This is a genomic window from Streptomyces sp. bgisy130, assembly GCF_057708345.1.
Genome location: NZ_JBYISA010000003.1, coordinates 180,347 through 194,924, shown reverse-complemented (window position 1 = coordinate 194,924; position 14,578 = coordinate 180,347). Strand labels below are relative to the sequence as shown.

General features: G+C 70.3%; 14 protein-coding genes and 2 pseudogenes. 6 read left to right on the top strand and 10 right to left on the bottom strand.

Annotated elements, in window-relative coordinates:
• Nucleotides 1–2: 2 nt before the first annotated feature.
• From AC3EUV_RS06115 to AC3EUV_RS06100, 4 genes are all read right to left on the bottom strand, one after another.
• Nucleotides 3–1,601 carry an acyl-CoA carboxylase subunit beta gene (locus tag AC3EUV_RS06115; RefSeq protein ID WP_432143516.1) on the bottom strand — a complete coding sequence of 533 codons (1,599 nt, stop codon included), beginning with the start codon at nt 1,599–1,601 and terminating at the stop codon, nt 3–5.
• Nucleotides 1,598–3,355 carry an acyclic terpene utilization AtuA family protein gene (locus tag AC3EUV_RS06110; protein WP_435602344.1) on the bottom strand — a complete coding sequence of 586 codons (1,758 nt, stop codon included), beginning with the start codon at nt 3,353–3,355 and terminating at the stop codon, nt 1,598–1,600. Before AC3EUV_RS06110 ends, AC3EUV_RS06115 begins: the two co-directional genes overlap by 4 nt.
• The gene (locus AC3EUV_RS06105) at nt 3,352–4,155 is read right to left on the bottom strand and encodes a TIGR03084 family metal-binding protein (protein ID WP_432143518.1); all 804 of its coding nucleotides are present in this window, start codon (nt 4,153–4,155) and stop codon (nt 3,352–3,354) included. The genes AC3EUV_RS06110 and AC3EUV_RS06105 overlap by 4 nt, the downstream gene beginning before the upstream one ends.
• Before the next feature lie 295 nt (nt 4,156–4,450).
• A complete protein-coding gene (locus tag AC3EUV_RS06100) occupies nt 4,451–5,335 on the bottom strand; it encodes an EamA family transporter (RefSeq protein WP_432143628.1) in 885 nt (294 codons plus the stop codon).
• A gap of 189 nt (nt 5,336–5,524) precedes the next feature.
• On the opposite strand from AC3EUV_RS06100, the gene AC3EUV_RS06095 reads away from it, so the two are divergent.
• The gene (locus AC3EUV_RS06095; protein WP_432143519.1) at nt 5,525–6,391 is read left to right on the top strand and encodes a LysR family transcriptional regulator; all 867 of its coding nucleotides are present in this window, start codon (nt 5,525–5,527) and stop codon (nt 6,389–6,391) included.
• A gap of 66 nt (nt 6,392–6,457) precedes the next feature.
• Here the strand turns inward: AC3EUV_RS06095 and AC3EUV_RS06090 are convergent, their stop codons facing one another.
• Complete coding sequence (locus AC3EUV_RS06090; protein ID WP_432143520.1) at nt 6,458–7,093, bottom strand: MerR family transcriptional regulator; 636 nt, start codon at nt 7,091–7,093, stop codon at nt 6,458–6,460.
• 83 nt (nt 7,094–7,176) lie between these two features.
• Entirely contained in the window at nt 7,177–7,623 is a 447-nt protein-coding gene (locus AC3EUV_RS06085) for a nuclear transport factor 2 family protein (protein WP_435602343.1), read from the bottom strand.
• A gap of 230 nt (nt 7,624–7,853) precedes the next feature.
• Between AC3EUV_RS06085 and AC3EUV_RS06080 the strand changes: the two genes are divergently transcribed.
• Nucleotides 7,854–8,363, top strand: coding sequence for a nuclear transport factor 2 family protein (locus tag AC3EUV_RS06080; protein ID WP_435602342.1), 510 nt, complete (start codon nt 7,854–7,856; stop codon nt 8,361–8,363).
• 225 nt (nt 8,364–8,588) lie between these two features.
• Here AC3EUV_RS06080 and AC3EUV_RS06075 read toward each other — a convergent pair whose 3' ends face one another.
• Both AC3EUV_RS06075 and AC3EUV_RS06070 read right to left on the bottom strand, forming a co-directional pair.
• Nucleotides 8,589–8,996, bottom strand: coding sequence for a hypothetical protein (locus AC3EUV_RS06075; RefSeq protein WP_435602341.1), 408 nt, complete (start codon nt 8,994–8,996; stop codon nt 8,589–8,591).
• Between the two features lie 354 nt (nt 8,997–9,350).
• Entirely contained in the window at nt 9,351–9,512 is a 162-nt protein-coding gene (locus AC3EUV_RS06070; RefSeq protein WP_435602340.1) for a hypothetical protein, read from the bottom strand.
• 227 nt (nt 9,513–9,739) lie between these two features.
• On the opposite strand from AC3EUV_RS06070, the pseudogene AC3EUV_RS06065 reads away from it, so the two are divergent.
• The 3 genes and pseudogenes from AC3EUV_RS06065 to AC3EUV_RS06055 all read left to right on the top strand — a co-directional run.
• A pseudogene (locus tag AC3EUV_RS06065) lies at nt 9,740–10,326 on the top strand (DUF6879 family protein).
• 13 nt (nt 10,327–10,339) lie between these two features.
• Nucleotides 10,340–11,191 (top strand): helix-turn-helix domain-containing protein, encoded by an 852-nt coding sequence (locus AC3EUV_RS06060; protein ID WP_435602339.1) that lies wholly within the window; start codon nt 10,340–10,342, stop codon nt 11,189–11,191.
• Nucleotides 11,192–11,289: 98 nt separating this feature from the next.
• Nucleotides 11,290–11,457: pseudogene (locus AC3EUV_RS06055) on the top strand (DNA-binding protein); the annotation flags it as partial.
• Nucleotides 11,458–11,554: 97 nt separating this feature from the next.
• Here AC3EUV_RS06055 and AC3EUV_RS06050 read toward each other — a convergent pair.
• Both AC3EUV_RS06050 and AC3EUV_RS06045 read right to left on the bottom strand, forming a co-directional pair.
• A complete protein-coding gene (locus AC3EUV_RS06050; protein WP_435602338.1) occupies nt 11,555–11,749 on the bottom strand; it encodes a DUF397 domain-containing protein in 195 nt (64 codons plus the stop codon).
• On the bottom strand, nt 11,746–12,630 hold the full coding sequence (locus AC3EUV_RS06045) for a helix-turn-helix domain-containing protein (RefSeq protein WP_435602337.1): 885 nt from the start codon (nt 12,628–12,630) through the stop codon (nt 11,746–11,748). The genes AC3EUV_RS06050 and AC3EUV_RS06045 overlap by 4 nt, the downstream gene beginning before the upstream one ends.
• Before the next feature lie 205 nt (nt 12,631–12,835).
• Between AC3EUV_RS06045 and AC3EUV_RS06040 the strand changes: the two genes are divergently transcribed.
• A complete protein-coding gene (locus AC3EUV_RS06040) occupies nt 12,836–13,327 on the top strand; it encodes an ATP-binding protein (RefSeq protein ID WP_435602336.1) in 492 nt (163 codons plus the stop codon).
• Nucleotides 13,328–14,578 lie beyond the last annotated feature (1,251 nt).

Here is a 14,578-nt window from a genome sequence, read left to right as displayed (position 1 = left end):
CCTCACATCCGGAAGACGCCGAAGCCGCCCCGCGCGCCCTCGACCGGGGCGTTGTGGAGGGCGGACAGGCACAGGCCGAGGACGGTTCGGGTGTCGCGCGGGTCGATGACGCCGTCGTCGTAGAGCCGCCCGGACAGGAACATCGGCAGCGACTCCGACTCGATCTGCTGCTCGACCATCGCGCGCAGCCCGGCGTCCGCCTCGTCGTCGTACGGCTGCCCCTTGGCGGCGGCCGACGCGCGGGCAACGATCGAGAGCACCCCGGCCAGCTGCTGCGGTCCCATGACGGCTGACTTGGCGCTCGGCCAGGCGAACAGGAAGCGGGGGTCGAAGGCGCGGCCGCACATGCCGTAGTGGCCGGCGCCGTAGGAGGCGCCCATGAGGACGGACAGATGCGGGACCTTCGAGTTCGACACCGCGTTGATCATCATCGCGCCGTGTTTGATGATGCCGCCCTGCTCGTACTCCTTGCCGACCATGTAGCCGGTGGTGTTGTGGAGGAAGAGCAGCGGGATGTCGCGCTGGTTGGCCAACTGGATGAACTGGGCGGCCTTCTGGGACTCCGCGCTGAAGAGCACGCCCTGGGCGTTGGCGAGGATGCCGACGGGGTAGCCGTGCAGCTCGGCCCAGCCGGTGGTCAGGCTCGGCCCGTAGAGCGGTTTGAACTCGTCGAAGTCCGAGCCGTCCACGATCCGCGCGATGACCTCGCGGGGGTCGAAGGGGGCTTTGAGGTCGCCGGGGACGATGCCCAGCAGCTCGTCCTCGTCGCACTTCGGGGGTGCCGCCGGTCCTGGATCGGGCTGTGCCTTGCGGTGGTTGAGGCGGGCGACCACCCGCCGGGCCTGGCGCAGCGCGTCCGGCTCGTCCACCGCGAAGTGGTCCGCGAGCCCGGAGGTGCGGGCATGCATCTCGGCGCCGCCCAGCGACTCGTCGTCGCTCTCCTCGCCGGTCGCCATCTTCACCAGCGGCGGGCCGCCCAGGAACACCTTGGCGCGCTCCTTGACCATGATCACGTGGTCGGACATCCCGGGGACGTACGCACCGCCCGCGGTCGAGTTGCCGAACACCACGGCGACGGTCGGGATACCGGCCGCGGACAGCCGGGTGAGGTCCTTGAACAGTGCCCCGCCCGGGATGAAGATCTCCTTCTGGCTGGGCAGATCGGCGCCGCCGGACTCCACCAGCGAGATCACCGGAAGGCGGTTGGCGAAGGCGATCTCGTGGGCCCGCAGCGACTTCTTCAGCGTCCAGGGGTTGCTGGCGCCGCCGCGCACCGTCGGGTCGTTGGCGGTGATCAGGCACTCCACGCCCTCGACGGTCCCGATGCCGGTGACCAGCGAGGCGCCCACCTGGTAGTCGCTCCCCCAGGCCGCGAGCGGCGACAGCTCCAGGAACGGGGTGTCGGGGTCGAGGAGCAGCTCGATCCGCTCCCGGGCGAGCAGTTTGCCGCGCTTGCGGTGCCGGGCGACGTACTTCTCCCCGCCGCCCTCGGTCGCCTTGGCGTGTGCCTCCTCGATCTCCGCCAGCTTCGCGAGCATCGCCGTACGACGCTCCGCGTACTCGGCGCCCGACGGGTCGAGCCCGGTTCCGAGCACGGTCACCTCAACACCTCCGGTAGGTCCATGTGCCGCGAACGCAGCCACTCCCCCACGGCCTTGGCCTGGGGATCGAACCGGGCCTGCGCGGCGACGCCCTCGCCGAGCAGCCCGTTGACGACGAAGTTGAGCGCGCGCAGATTCGGCAGTACGTGCCGGTCGACCGGCAGGTCCGCGGTCTCGGGGAGCAGCTGGCGGAAGCGCTCGACGGTCAGCTCGTGTGCCAGCCAGCGCCAGGCCGGCTCGGTGCGGGCCCACACCCCGACGTTCGCCGCGCCGCCCTTGTCGCCGCTGCGGGCTCCGGCGACCAGGCCGAGCGGGCCGCGCCGGGTGGCGCCGGCGGGCAGCGGCTCGGGGAGCGGGGGGTCGGGCAGCCGCGCCAAATCCCTTGATATGGGCGCGGGTTGGATGCCGATACGGGTGCCGTCCGGCAGTACGGCGTGGTGCGGTACCTCGGTGGCGTCCACCGCCACCGCCTCGAAGACCCCGTAGGGGGTGCCCTTGCCGGGCGGCGCGGTGACATGGAAACCGGGGTAGCTGGCCAGCGCCAGCTCGACCGCGGCGCCGCTGACCACCCGCCCGACCGCGTCCTGGTCGGGGTCGCGCACCACCAGGCGCAGCAGGGCGCTCGCCTCCTCCTGGACCGCCGCGTCGTCCCGGTCGGTGCGGGCCAGTGTCCAGCGGACCTCGGCCGGGCGGTGCTCCGCCGCGTCGAGGGCCGCCTCCATCTGGCGGCGGACCAGCGCGGCCTTGGCCGGCACGTCCAGTCCGGTCAGGACGAAGGTGACCTCGTTGCGCCAGCCGCCGAGGCGGGTCAGCCCGGTCTTGAGGGTGGGCGGCGGCGCCTCGCCCCGTACGCCGTCGATCCGGACCCGGTCCGGCGCCTCCTGGGTCAGCCGTACGGTGTCCAGCCGCGCCGTCACATCCGGCCCGGCGTAGCGGGCGCCGGCCGTCTCGTAGAGCAGCTGGGCGGTGACGGTGCCGGTGGTCACCGCGCCGCCGGTGCCCGGGTGTTTGGTGATCACCGCGCTGCCGTCGGCGGCGATCTCGGCGAGCGGGAAGCCGGGCCGCAGCAGGTCATGGGCGTCGAAGAAGGAGTAGTTGCCGCCGGTGGCCTGGGTGCCGCATTCCAGGACGTGCCCGGCGACCACCGCACCGGCCAGCTGGTCCAGATCGTGTGGCCGCCAGCCGAAGTGTGCCTGGGCCGCTCCGCTGACCAGCGCGGCGTCGGTGACCCGTCCGGTCACCACCACGTCGGCACCGGCCCGCAGGCAGGCGGCGATCCCCCCGCCGCCCAGGTAGGCGTTGGCGGTCAGCACCCCCTCGCCCCACCCGCCGCGCGCCAGCAGATCATCGCCTTCGACATGTGCCACCCGTACGGGGACCCCGACCCTGTCCGCCAACTCCCGTACGGCGTCGGCGAGTCCGGCCGGGTTCAGCCCGCCCGCGTTGGTGACGATCCGCACGCCGCGCTCGGCGGCAAGCCCGAGCCCGTCCTCCAACTGCCGCAGAAAGGTCCTGGCATAGCCGCGGGTGGGGTCCTTCAGCCGGTCCCGGCCGAGGATCAGCATGGTCAGCTCGGCGAGATAGTCGCCGGTCAGTACGTCGAGCGGCCCGCCGGTGAGCATCTCGCGCAGCGCGTCGAAGCGGTCGCCGTAGAAGCCGGAGGCATTGCCGACGCGGAGGACGGCGGGGTCGGCGCCTATGGGGCGTACGGGGTGCACGGGGTGTACGGGGCGTATGGTGCCGCCGTCGCTCATGAGGTGGCGGCTTTCCCGGACGGTTGCCGCCCCTTGCCCGGCGGGCCCGCGAAGGCCTGTGCGATCTCCAGCCAGCGCTCCGCGTCCGCCCCCTCGGCCCGTACGGACGGCAGATCGGCGCGGTGCGCCCGTTGGGTCACCAGCAGACAGAACTCCAGCGCCGTACCGGTCACCCGCTGGGCGGCATCCGGTGGCCCGTACTCCCACACCGTGCCGTCGGGCGCCCGCAGCTCGACCCGGAACTCGTCCTCGGGCGGGGTGAGTTGATGCGTCGCATAGGCGAAGTTGCGGGTCCGGACGCCGATCCGGGCGATATGCCGCAGCCGGGCGGTGGGCGGCCGGACGGCACCCAGCGCGTCGGCGATGTCCTGCCCGTGCGCCCAGGTCTCCATCAGCCGCGCGGTGGCCATCGAGGCCACGCTCATCGGCGGGCCGTACCAGGGCAGTTTCTCCCCGGCCGGCCGCTCCCTGAGCGCGCGGAGCAGCTCCTCGCGGCCGGTCCGCCAGTCCGCGAGCAGCTCCGCCGGCGGTGTCAGCGCACCGGCCTCGGCGGCCTCGTCGACAAAGGTCAGCGGCGTGGCGAGGGCTTCCTGCGCGGCGCGCGCAAAGCCCTCCGGGTCGGTGGCCGAGAGCAGCGCCTGCCGGTCGGTCCAGGCGAGGTGGGCGATCTGGTGGGCGACCGTCCATCCCTCGGCGGGTGTCGGGGCCGCCCAGCGCTCCGCCGGCAGCCCCGCGACCAGCGCGTCCAGCTCCTCGCTCTCCGCCCTGAGATCGGCCAGTACGGCGCCGGGATCGGACACGCGGCACTCCCCTCATCGGCCCCATGTGGCCTACGGCCAGGGCGGGTTGACAGGCGTTGGTGCGGTACGGGTCCGAGCGTGGCAGCGCCGGCAGAAACAATCAAGCACGCCTGCATGATTTTTTCCTGCGACGGTTCCATGGGCAGGGACGGCCCTTAGGAGTGCTTCCCCTAAGGGCCGATGCGGGCGTGCGGGCGTGCGGGCGGGCGTGCGGGCGTGCGGGCGTGCGGGCGTGCGGGCGTGCGGGCGTGCGGGCGTGCGGCCCATGGTTCGGCCGCGGGCGGCGGCCCGGGGTTCAGCTGTGAGCCCCCGCGCTCCGTACGGCGCCCACGCTCGCCAGCACGACCAGCCCGATCGCCAGCACCTCGGCCCAGCCCAGCGCCTGGTGCAGAACGAGGAATCCGGCGGTGGCCGCGGCGGCCGGCTCCAGGCTCATCATCACCGCGAAACCGGCGGCCGGCAGCTTGCGCAGGGCGAGCAGTTCCAGGGTGTAGGGCAGGACGGACGACATCAGGGCAACCGCGGCGCCCAGCCCCAGGGTGACCGGATCGATCAGGGCGGAGCCCGCGCTGACGATGCCGAACGGCAGACTGAGCAGCGCCGCGACCGTCATCGCCAGGGCCAGTCCGTCCGCCTGCGGGAAGCGCTGGCCCGTACGGGCGGAGAGCAGGATGTAGGCGGCCCACAGCCCGCCGGCCGCCAGCGCGAACGCCGCCCCGGTGAGGTTGACCCCGTCGAACCCCTCGCGCCCCAGCAGCACCACACCGCCCAGGGCCAGCGCCGCCCACACCAGGCTCAGCAGCCTGCGGGAGGTCGCCACCGACAGGATCAGCGGCCCGAGGAACTCCAGGGTGACCGCGGCGCCCAGCGGAATGCGGTCGATGGCCTGGTAGAAGAGCGAGTTCATCCCGGCCAGTGCGACACCGAAGGCCAGCACCGTGGCCCAGTCGCCCCGCGTATGACCGCGCAGCTTGGGGCGGCAGACGATCAGCAGCACCAGTGAGGCGACCACCAGCCGCAGGGTGACCACGCCCAGCGCACCGGCCCGCGGGAAGAGCAACACCGCCACCGACGAGCCGAACTGGAGCGAGACGATCCCGCCGATGACCAGCGCCACCGACCCGATCCGCCCGCGCGCCCCGGCGCCGCCGGCTCGCCCGGCCTGCGCCTCCGCCGTCAGTACCTCGGGCGAGGGCGGTACCGGGTGCGCAATCCCCCCGTCACGGGCGGGCGCGGTGTCGAGGGAAGGGGCGGGGGTGGCGGGCGTACCGCCATCGGGAGTCTCGGGCGAAGCGTTCACGCCACCACGCTACGGCCCGCCGTTCCGGTCCGTGAAATGCCTTTTCCCCTGTTGTTATGCTCCGCGCGCATGAGCATCGAGCTGCGTCATTTCCGTTGCTTTCTCGCCATCGCCGACACCCTGAGCATCACCCGCGCCGCCGAGCGGCTGCATCTGACCCAGCCCGCCGTCTCCCGCACCCTGCGCCAGCTGGAACAGGCCCTCGGCGTCCACCTCGTCGACCGCTCCACCCATCACCTCGCGCTCACCCCCGACGGGCTGTCCTTCCGCGACCGGGCGGCGGTCGCGGTGGCCGCCTTCGACCGGGCGCTCGGCTATGCCCACCGCAGCGCCTGGCCGCTGCGGCTGGGCCATGCCTGGGCGGGCGCCGGTACGGACACCACCGCGCTGCTGCGCCGCTGGCACGAGGAGCACCCGGCGACCCCGCTCGAACTCCTCCGTATCGACGACCGCACGGCCGGTCTCGCCCGCGGCGAAGTGGACGCGGCCCTGCTGCGCGGCGAGGTCCGTGCGCCGGGCCTGATCACCGAGCGGCTGACCACCGAGCCCCGGGTGGCCGGCCTGCCCGCCGACGACCCGCTCGCCCACCGCACCGCCCTCTCCCTCGCGGATCTGGCCGACCGCACCATCGCCGTCAACACCGTCTCCGGCGTCACTTCCCTCGACCTGTGGCCGCCCTCGGCCCGCCCCGCCGCCACGATCACCATCGGGAACACCGACGACTGGCTGGCCGCCATCACCGGCGGCCGCGCGGTCGGCGTCACCACCTCCGCCACCGCCGAAATGCACCCCCACCCCGCCATGGCCTACGTCCCCCTCACCGACGCCCCACCCGTCCCCGTCGTCATCGCCTGGCGCGACGGCCCGGGGCACCCGCGGATCCCGGACCTGATCCGGCTGGCCCGTGAGGTGATGGGGCGGGACGGCGGGGGGTGATGGGGACGGAGGGGCTTGACGATTCGGGGGGGGCGGGACGCGGGGCCGCAGGAGGGCGGCGACGCCTCAGAACCGCCGGGCCGACTCCTCCGCGTGGGCCATGCGCCGCAGGCTCAGCAGCACCGGTTCGTACAGCACCGTGAGCGCGACGGCCGCCTCGATCTGCTCGGTCGGGGTCGGCTGCTCCTCGACCATGTCCAGGTCGGTGACCGCCAGTTGCGCCGCCAGCTGCGCGTACGGCAGCAACTGCTCGGTGTCGCAGGGGTAGCCGAGCCGGACCAGCGCGGCGACCGAGTCGATGAGCCGCCGGTGGGCGGGGTCGCGCAGGTCCGGGCCGGAGTCGGCGGACCAGCCCAGCCGCTCCAGCAGCGCCGCCACCGAGCGGCGGGCGGTGGCCACCGCCGGGTCGTCCTCGGCGGGCCGCTCGGCGCAGGGCAGCGCCCAGGTCGCCGCGCCCAGCCGCAGGTGGTGGTCCAGCGACTCGTCCTCCGCGGCGGCGATCACCTCGCGCGCGGCGGCCACCGGAACCCCGCCGATCTGGATCAGCGCCCGCACCAGGCGCAGCCGCCGCAGGTGGTCCTCCCCGTACTCGGCCTGGGTCGCGGAGACCCGGCGCCCGGGCTGGAGCAGTCCTTCGCGCAGGTAGTACTTGATCGTGGCGGTGGACACACCACTGCGCTCGCTCAGCTCCGCCAGCCGCATGCTCTTGCACCTCCATTGGACAGTGAAACTATCCAAGCATGCTTGGTGTCGCCATCCAAGAGGGGGCGGAGAATCAGCGAGGCTTACCCGGCCCTGCCGGCGTCGAAAGCCTGGGCGACGGCAAGGCTGTCTTCGTAGACGTGGTGCCGAGTGACCAGGCCGTCCTCGACCGTGAGGTGCAGGGCGAACCGAGCGCGGTAAGCACGCCCGGTGGAGCGGGCGGTTTGGCGGATCTCGCCCAACACGACCGCGTCGTTGCCGTCGATGAGGATGCGCTCGATCTCGGTCGCCGCCTGCCCGGCCACATGGTGCTCGGCCAGCTCGCGGTAGTGGGCGGAGGCATCGGCGCGGGTGGAGCGGTGGCGGATCCACGGAGTCGCCGGACGACCGTGCTCGGCCTCCGGCCAGTCCAGCTTCCAGTCGCCCCGTTCGGCATACAGCTCCGCGATGCGCTCGGGGTCGCCCTCACCGATCCGGCGCAGCAACTCCTCCACCACGGCACGGGTGGTCGCAGACGTGGTTGACGGCAATCTGATCACTCCAATCCGGCCCCTGCGCACTGCTGACGCGGAGAGAGCACCATTCTCACCAGCGCCGGACGGTCCGGCGATTACCTCCCAGGTAATGGCAGGACCGCATCAAGCCCCCTGCCTGGGTGCGCCGCACCCGGCCTCGGCCCGCCCTGGAGAAGTGGCTGTCGCCGACACAGAGTTGCCGCATCCGGCACGGCGGCACATCCGGCCCCCTCAGAGGAGCAACCATGTCACCCACTCCCAATCCCAATCCCACTCCCACCCCCGCCCCCTCCCCCGACGACGCCCTCGCCTCACGCCTACAGCGTCTGGAGGACAAGGAGTCCCTGCGGGCGCTGATGATCCACGGCTGGCGGGCGCTGGACCGCAGGGACTGGCGCACCTGGATCGAGTGCTGGGCCGAGGACGCGGTGCTGGAGTTCGGCCCGTGGAAACAAGTCCACGGCCGCGAGGCGGTGCTGGCCAAGGTCGTGGCGGCCGAGGCGCCGTACACCAGCATGCAGCACCACATCCTCAACATGGACTTCCAGGTGCGGGGCGACCGGGCGACCGGCGTCGGCTACATGTGGTTCGTGGCCGTCGCCGATCCCGGCCGGACCGCCTCGCCGTATGCCATGGGCGGCCCCTACGACTGGGACTTCGCCCGGGACGCCGGCGGCTGGCGGCTGACCCGCCAGCGGCTCGGCGTCTGGTGGACCAGCGGCGAGGACGCGCTCGGCTCCTTCACCAACCCCTAGGTGTATTTGACCTGGAGCGTTGTTAACTCGGCTGATGGGTGGCCGGCCGCCGAGTGCGGTGTGGCTGCGGTGGTGGTTGTAGGTGTGGAGGAAGTCTGCCAGGGCCTGGGTCCGCCGACGAGGAGCCGGAGCAAGTGGCGGCCTGAGCGCCTGCGTTCCCGGTTCCTCTGGCTCCTCGGGCTCCTCCGGCGCCCACCCGGGACAGTTACGCCCCATCCCCGGGGACTACCGCACCGGACACGCCCGATCCGGCCGCGCCCGGTGCGGACTACAGGCGATCAGATTCAGCGACAGAAACCGCCCTCCGCTCACCCACCAGCCCCCGACCCGGTCCTCACCGGCGGACAGCGCCCGTACGGTCTCCCCGTACGAAGCTTCCGGCGGATACGAGCCCACGAAGAGCCCTGCGTAGTGGGCAAGTTGAGCGGCATACCACTCAGCCGCCCCTTTCGGCTCCTCGAACGTCGCCTCGATCCGGGCGGCCGGCTTCAGCAGCCAGTCCGCGCACTCCAGCGGCATCACCTGGGCGGCCCGGAACTCCGGGTGATCCGGCCGGCGGTGCGCGTCCCCCGGCTTCACAAGGACGTCGCCGCTGCCGAGCCAGACATAGGCGTGGTGGTGAGGTCCGGCCATCTCGCTCCCTGATGTCGCACGTTCCACTCCGTGAACTGATCCGAATGGGCGGCCCCCACCCGAGGTCCGGGCCGGGGCCGCCCACGGTTCACGGACTACTGACGGCCACAGCCCTGCCCGTCGCCGCAGCCGCCGTTGGGATTGCCTCCCTGGTTGTCGTCCTCGTCGCCGCCGTACTTGACCGGGTCGAGGCGGTAGCGCATGGTCATCTCCTCGGGTGCTGAGTCGACGCACGGTCGGTCCGCGCGTCGTCGTGCACTTGCGAGGGCCCCTCGCGGGCCCCCACCCGCTCCGGCCGTGTCCTGCCAGGGAATGGCGGCCGGGGCGGGAGTTTTCAGGACTGCCTGCTCCGGCTCACGGCTCCGTTGGGTGCGTCAACCGGTGCCGGACGATCAGGACGTTGAAGTCGGTCACCCTGCTGAGGTCTCGCTCCACTTCGGCCTGCTTACGGCCGCGCTCCAGGGCTTCGCACTCGGGGCAGCGGTGCGTCGTGGACGCACTCGTGGGAGTGCTCATTCGGCCTGCTCGACGGGTTCTGCCACTGCTGCGTGTGTGGGTGCGGTCATGAGCAGGACGCTAGGAAGCGGGCCGAGACACCGCCACGCAATGTTCTCCGATGTTCTCGGAGAATGGCCGAATGTTCTCTCTTGTTCTCACACGACCGAGTGCAAGCTCTGGTGCGGGGCTCCGAGACCCGGTGATGCTGGAGGCTCACCCACCACCCCGACACGAGGGAGCCGGCCATGGCACGACGACTGCGTTTCGTGGGCACGGACAGTAAGCACGGCGGCTGTCCCGCTCTGCACGAGGACCTGGAAACGGGCGAAATCATCGTCCAGGGAGTCCCGCTCAGCGATGCCTTAGACCTTGAACAGCTCCAGCACTTCACTCCGGAGGAATCCGCGGTCGTCGTACCCCGCGAACTGCTCGTGAACTGGGGCCCGAAGGAGATCGAGCGCGTGCCTGACATCATCGATCAGGAGCAGTTCCGCAGGCTCTTCGAAGCCTTCAAGCATTCGGCGTGCACCCACCGACAAACGGTCAGCTCTACCTTCTCGGCTACTCGCAGTGCAACGCCGCCACGGGAGAGGACGTACGCAATCTGTGGCGTGCCGACGCAGAACGACTGCACCTTCCCGCAGAAGACTTCTGGATCTTTGACTCCCGGCTGGTCGCCCTGCTGAACTTCGACGACACCGACGTCCTCCTGAACATCGAGCTGATCACCGAACCGGCTGAGGTCATCCGTTACTGCCAGGTGCGTGACGCCGCGTTGCATCACGCCATCCCCTACGAGACGTTCGCGGCGGAGGTGTCTGCCGCAGAATAGTGAGTGTGAACTGGTGAGCACCGACTATCAGCAAGCCCGGGTCGCCCTTGGGGCCAGACTCCGAGAACTACGGGAATTCTGCCCGACGGGCAAGCTCACCGGTCCACAGCTGGCCGCCCGCCTCGGCTGCGTCCACTCCAAGATCTACAAGCTGGAGAACGGAAACCAGACGGCCACCGCCGAAGATCTGCGAGCGTGGGCCGAGGCGACGGGCCATCCAGAGGCTACGGCCGAACTGCTCGCTCGGCTTGCGGGTTTCGAATCCCACATCCGTTCGTGGCGTCGGCAATTGGCCTCTGGCCACCTTCCGGTGCAGCAAGGCTGGAACGCCGAGGTAGCACGTTCCAAAGTCCTCCACATATGGGAGGAAGCCGTCATCGCAGGCATGTTGCAAACCGCCGAATACGCGCACCATGTCTTCATCCGATACTCGGAGTTCGAGCAAACGAGTTCCGACACAGACGAAGCGGTACGGGCAAGACTGAAGCGACAGGAATGGCTTTACGAATCAGGGAACAAGCTCCACGTCCTGATGTGGGAAGCAGCCCTCCACGCTCTCATCTGCCCACCCTCCGTACTCGTCGCCCAGCTCGACCGACTCACCGGCGTCATCGGCATGGACAGCGTCTCGCTGGGCATCGTCCCCTTCGCAGCACCGCTGAAGCTCGCCCCGGCCAACGGATTCTGCGTCTTGGACGACCGGCTGGCGATCACCGAGGACTGGCACGCGGAGCTGTGGCTGGACGACGCGCACAACGTCACCACCTACTTGAAGGTCTGGAACACGCTCCAGAAGTCCGCCGTCTACGGCACCGAGGCGCAGAACGTCATCCACAGAGCCCGAAGATCGCTCTGTTCTTCATAATGCCTCAACTGGATGTACGAGGAGTCACGCAATGCCCCAGTCACCGAATTCCGAGTCGGCATACACCGAGTGGCGCCACAAGGTACGCGACGAGCTGGTACGACGAGAACCTGGTGTCGATCGAGCTGGTGTCCGCAAAGGTGAACATCACCCAGCCCTCCGAAATCGCCCTGTACCTGGCGGCGTTCGAGCAGCTAAGCAGCATGGCCGTGTACGGCGCGGAGGCGCGGGCGATCATTGTGAAGGCACTGGAGGCCGTGCACTGAGGCCTCGAACGACGGCAAGCGCCCCGGCCAAAATCTTGGTCCGGGGCACTCGTATCGCTTGCGAGCGTTCCTGCCCGCCAGGGGCTCGGCGTCAGCCTCAGAGGACTGCCGGGTCGCCCGCCTTGAGCGTTTCCATGAACGAGGCCCAAGCGCCTGAGCCCACGATGAGACAAGGGCCGGCGGGGTCCTTGCTGTCGCGTATGGCAGTGACCAGCGGGACGTTGCGGGCCACTTCCACGCACTCGCCCTGCGAACCGCTGTAGCTGGACTTGTAAAACCTGAATGTGGTCACCGGTTCTCCTTCAGCAGGCTCGTGAGCCGGACGCGGGTGTCTTCAGGAGACAGCGCGATTCTCCGTACGCTATCGAACAGCGCTCGATGTCTGTTCGCGTCCTCCTCACGCTCCAGCCACAGCCGCGATCCAGCGGTCTCCAGGTAGATGACATCCAGAGAAGCCGGTTCTTCGAAGCCGACAATCACGAAGGGACCGCTCATCGCTGCATGCGCGGCAGCCTCGAACGGCCACACCTGAAGCTTGATGTTGGGCATCGCAGACGCTTCAAGGAGACGCTCCAGCTGCCCCCGCATAACCGCCGGACCCCCGACCTGCTGACGCAGGACGGCTTCGGATAGGACCGCCCACAGTTCCAGCGGCCGATCGTCGGTGAGCCGGGCTTGTCTGCTGATCCGCGCAGCTACGAACTGGTCGACTTCATCCGGGTCTTCCCACGCGTCGTCCGCCACGGCCACCGCACGGGCGTACTCCGGCGTTTGCAGCAGGCCTGGGACCAGCTGGTTCTGAAACGTCCGGATCCTGGACGCCCCGGCCTCAAGCTGGATGTATTCCAGCAGGTCGCCCAGGTCGGTGTACTCCTCCCACCAGCCTTTTGCCCGGCGGCGTTCACGATCGGTCTTGGCCAGCGCGATCAAGCGTTCCCTCTCAGGAGCGACCCGATCCAGTCCGTACAGATCACACAAAGCGTGGAGGTCAGGGTCGCGCACGGGCGAGAATCCGCGCTCTATCTTGGCGATCTTCGTTTGGGTAGCTGTGAGATGCCGTGCGGCCTGAGGCTGAGTGAACCCCTTCGCATCACGGAGCTTCAGCAGTTCCCCGCCGAGCTTCCTTCCCAGGACGGTGGATTTCCGCCCCTCGCCCACTCGTTGACTCGTCACCCCTGGCCTCCTGTAGACGGTGGGCCCAGTCTCCAGTTGCCTCACTCGGCCCTGCAACCTCGATCTTGAGGCTATCCCTCTTGGGAATTAATTCCCGAGAACTTCTTGCGAGCGAACCGTCCCGGCTGTCACGGTAAGTGCCAGTCCGTCACGCTGTGATGTTTCACGCTACGGGCTCTCTAGTCGCGCTCCTCAGGGGATAGCTATGTCCACACGCGCCCGACCAGTAGCAACACGACTCACAACCGACCCGCTGCCCGCTGCTGCCCACTGTTTCCCCGGCGACAGACGGTGCCCCGGCCAGGCCCGTCGGGCACTCCAGCGGCAGCTTCAGGTCTGGCACATCAGTGGCGAACTGGCCGACTCCGCCCAGCTGTTGCTGTCCGAGCTGGTCACCAATGCCGTGCGGGCGCCAGCGGGCGCCGGCGCGGAGGTCGGGGTCCGGTTCGTGTGGTCGGGCGGTCGCCTCCGGCTGGAGGTGCGGGACGCGAGCGACGAACTGCCTGTGATGAACGAGGCCAAGGAGGACGAGGAATGTGGGCGTGGTTTGGTGCTGGTGGACGCCTTGGCAAGTGGCTGGGGCGTCGTCCGGGACGGCACCGGAAAGACCGTGTGGGTCGAGTTGGGCGAGTTGGGTGGGGCGGCGGCAGGCGACACCTCGGGACCGGCACCGGGGCCGGGGCCGCTCGGCCTCTGACGGCACCGGGGCTGCCCATGGCCTACCGGGCGGAGGCTACGGCCCGCTATCCGGGCGGTCCCTCGATCGACCTCGGCGGCTGGACGTCGCCCTCGCCGGGCCGGGCGCTGGGGTGGATCCGGGCACGGGCGGAGCACGTGGCGCAGCAATTAGGCGCCCCGTATGACGGTGTGGTGCATGCGTGGCTGGAGGATGCGGCCGGATACCGGTGGGCGAGGGACGGCCTCGCTGCCGGAATCCCCGTCGTCATCCGTGCAGTTGATGCGGAGGGGTGCACCTACGCGCTCACCGCGCGTCCGGCCGCCCAGGCTCGCACCGCGCCCCCCGTTCGGGCCCGTCACCTTCGGGAGGCGGTATGACGGGCGAGGCAGCATCGAACCTCCCCACTCCCGGCTTCTGGTGCGAGCGGTTTGTGTATCGGCCTGTCCACGCGGATCGCCTGGCTACCTGGACGGCCCTCGCCACGCAGGGCCCCGTACGCGCGGTCCGGCTGATGGGCGCGGATGCGCGGGAGATAGCTGACGGTAGGCCGCCTCCTTCGGTTCCTCGAACGTCGCCTCGATCCGGGCGGCCGGCTTCAGCAGCCGGTCCGCGCACGCCAGCGGCATCACCTGGGCGGAGCGGGGGCCCACCCGGATCACGGACCACTGACGGGCCTCAGCCCTGGCCGTCACCACAGCCCCCGTTGGGACTGCCGCCCTGGCTGTCGTCCTCCTGAAGTCGCCTCATGCGGCGGGTCCGCGGCAGGAGACGAGGAGTCCCGCGCCGGGCAGCGGAGGCGGTATACGCAGCAGGCCCCCGGAACCAAGTCCCGGGGGCCTGCTGTTGGAAGACGAACGTGCGGGCTGACGGTCTTGTCAGCGTTGTCGTCCCGCTCGGGCCGGCGCATCGCGCTCCGCGGAGTGCACCGCCGTCCGCCCTTCGCCGTACTCCTGGCCGAGGCCGGAGTGCGTTGGCGTCACGTCAGCCATGAAGCCGATCTGCGCTTGTTACGCCAGGCCGCAGGCCGTGAGTCCGTAGTCGCTCTTGACGCCGAGCTCCTGTAGCTCCCGCCAGCACATGTCGCGGCCCGCCGGGCCAGAGGCATGTGCCGCGGTCGCACATGCATGCTTCACCCCGGCGCCGACGCTGTAGCCCCTCCCCTTCAGATAAGCAGTGCAGTCTGACTGGGACGCCGAGGCCGGCGTCGCGAGGGCCACCGGCAGAGCCGCCCCGATCAGGGCCAGAGACGCAGCGGCAGCTGTACGACGC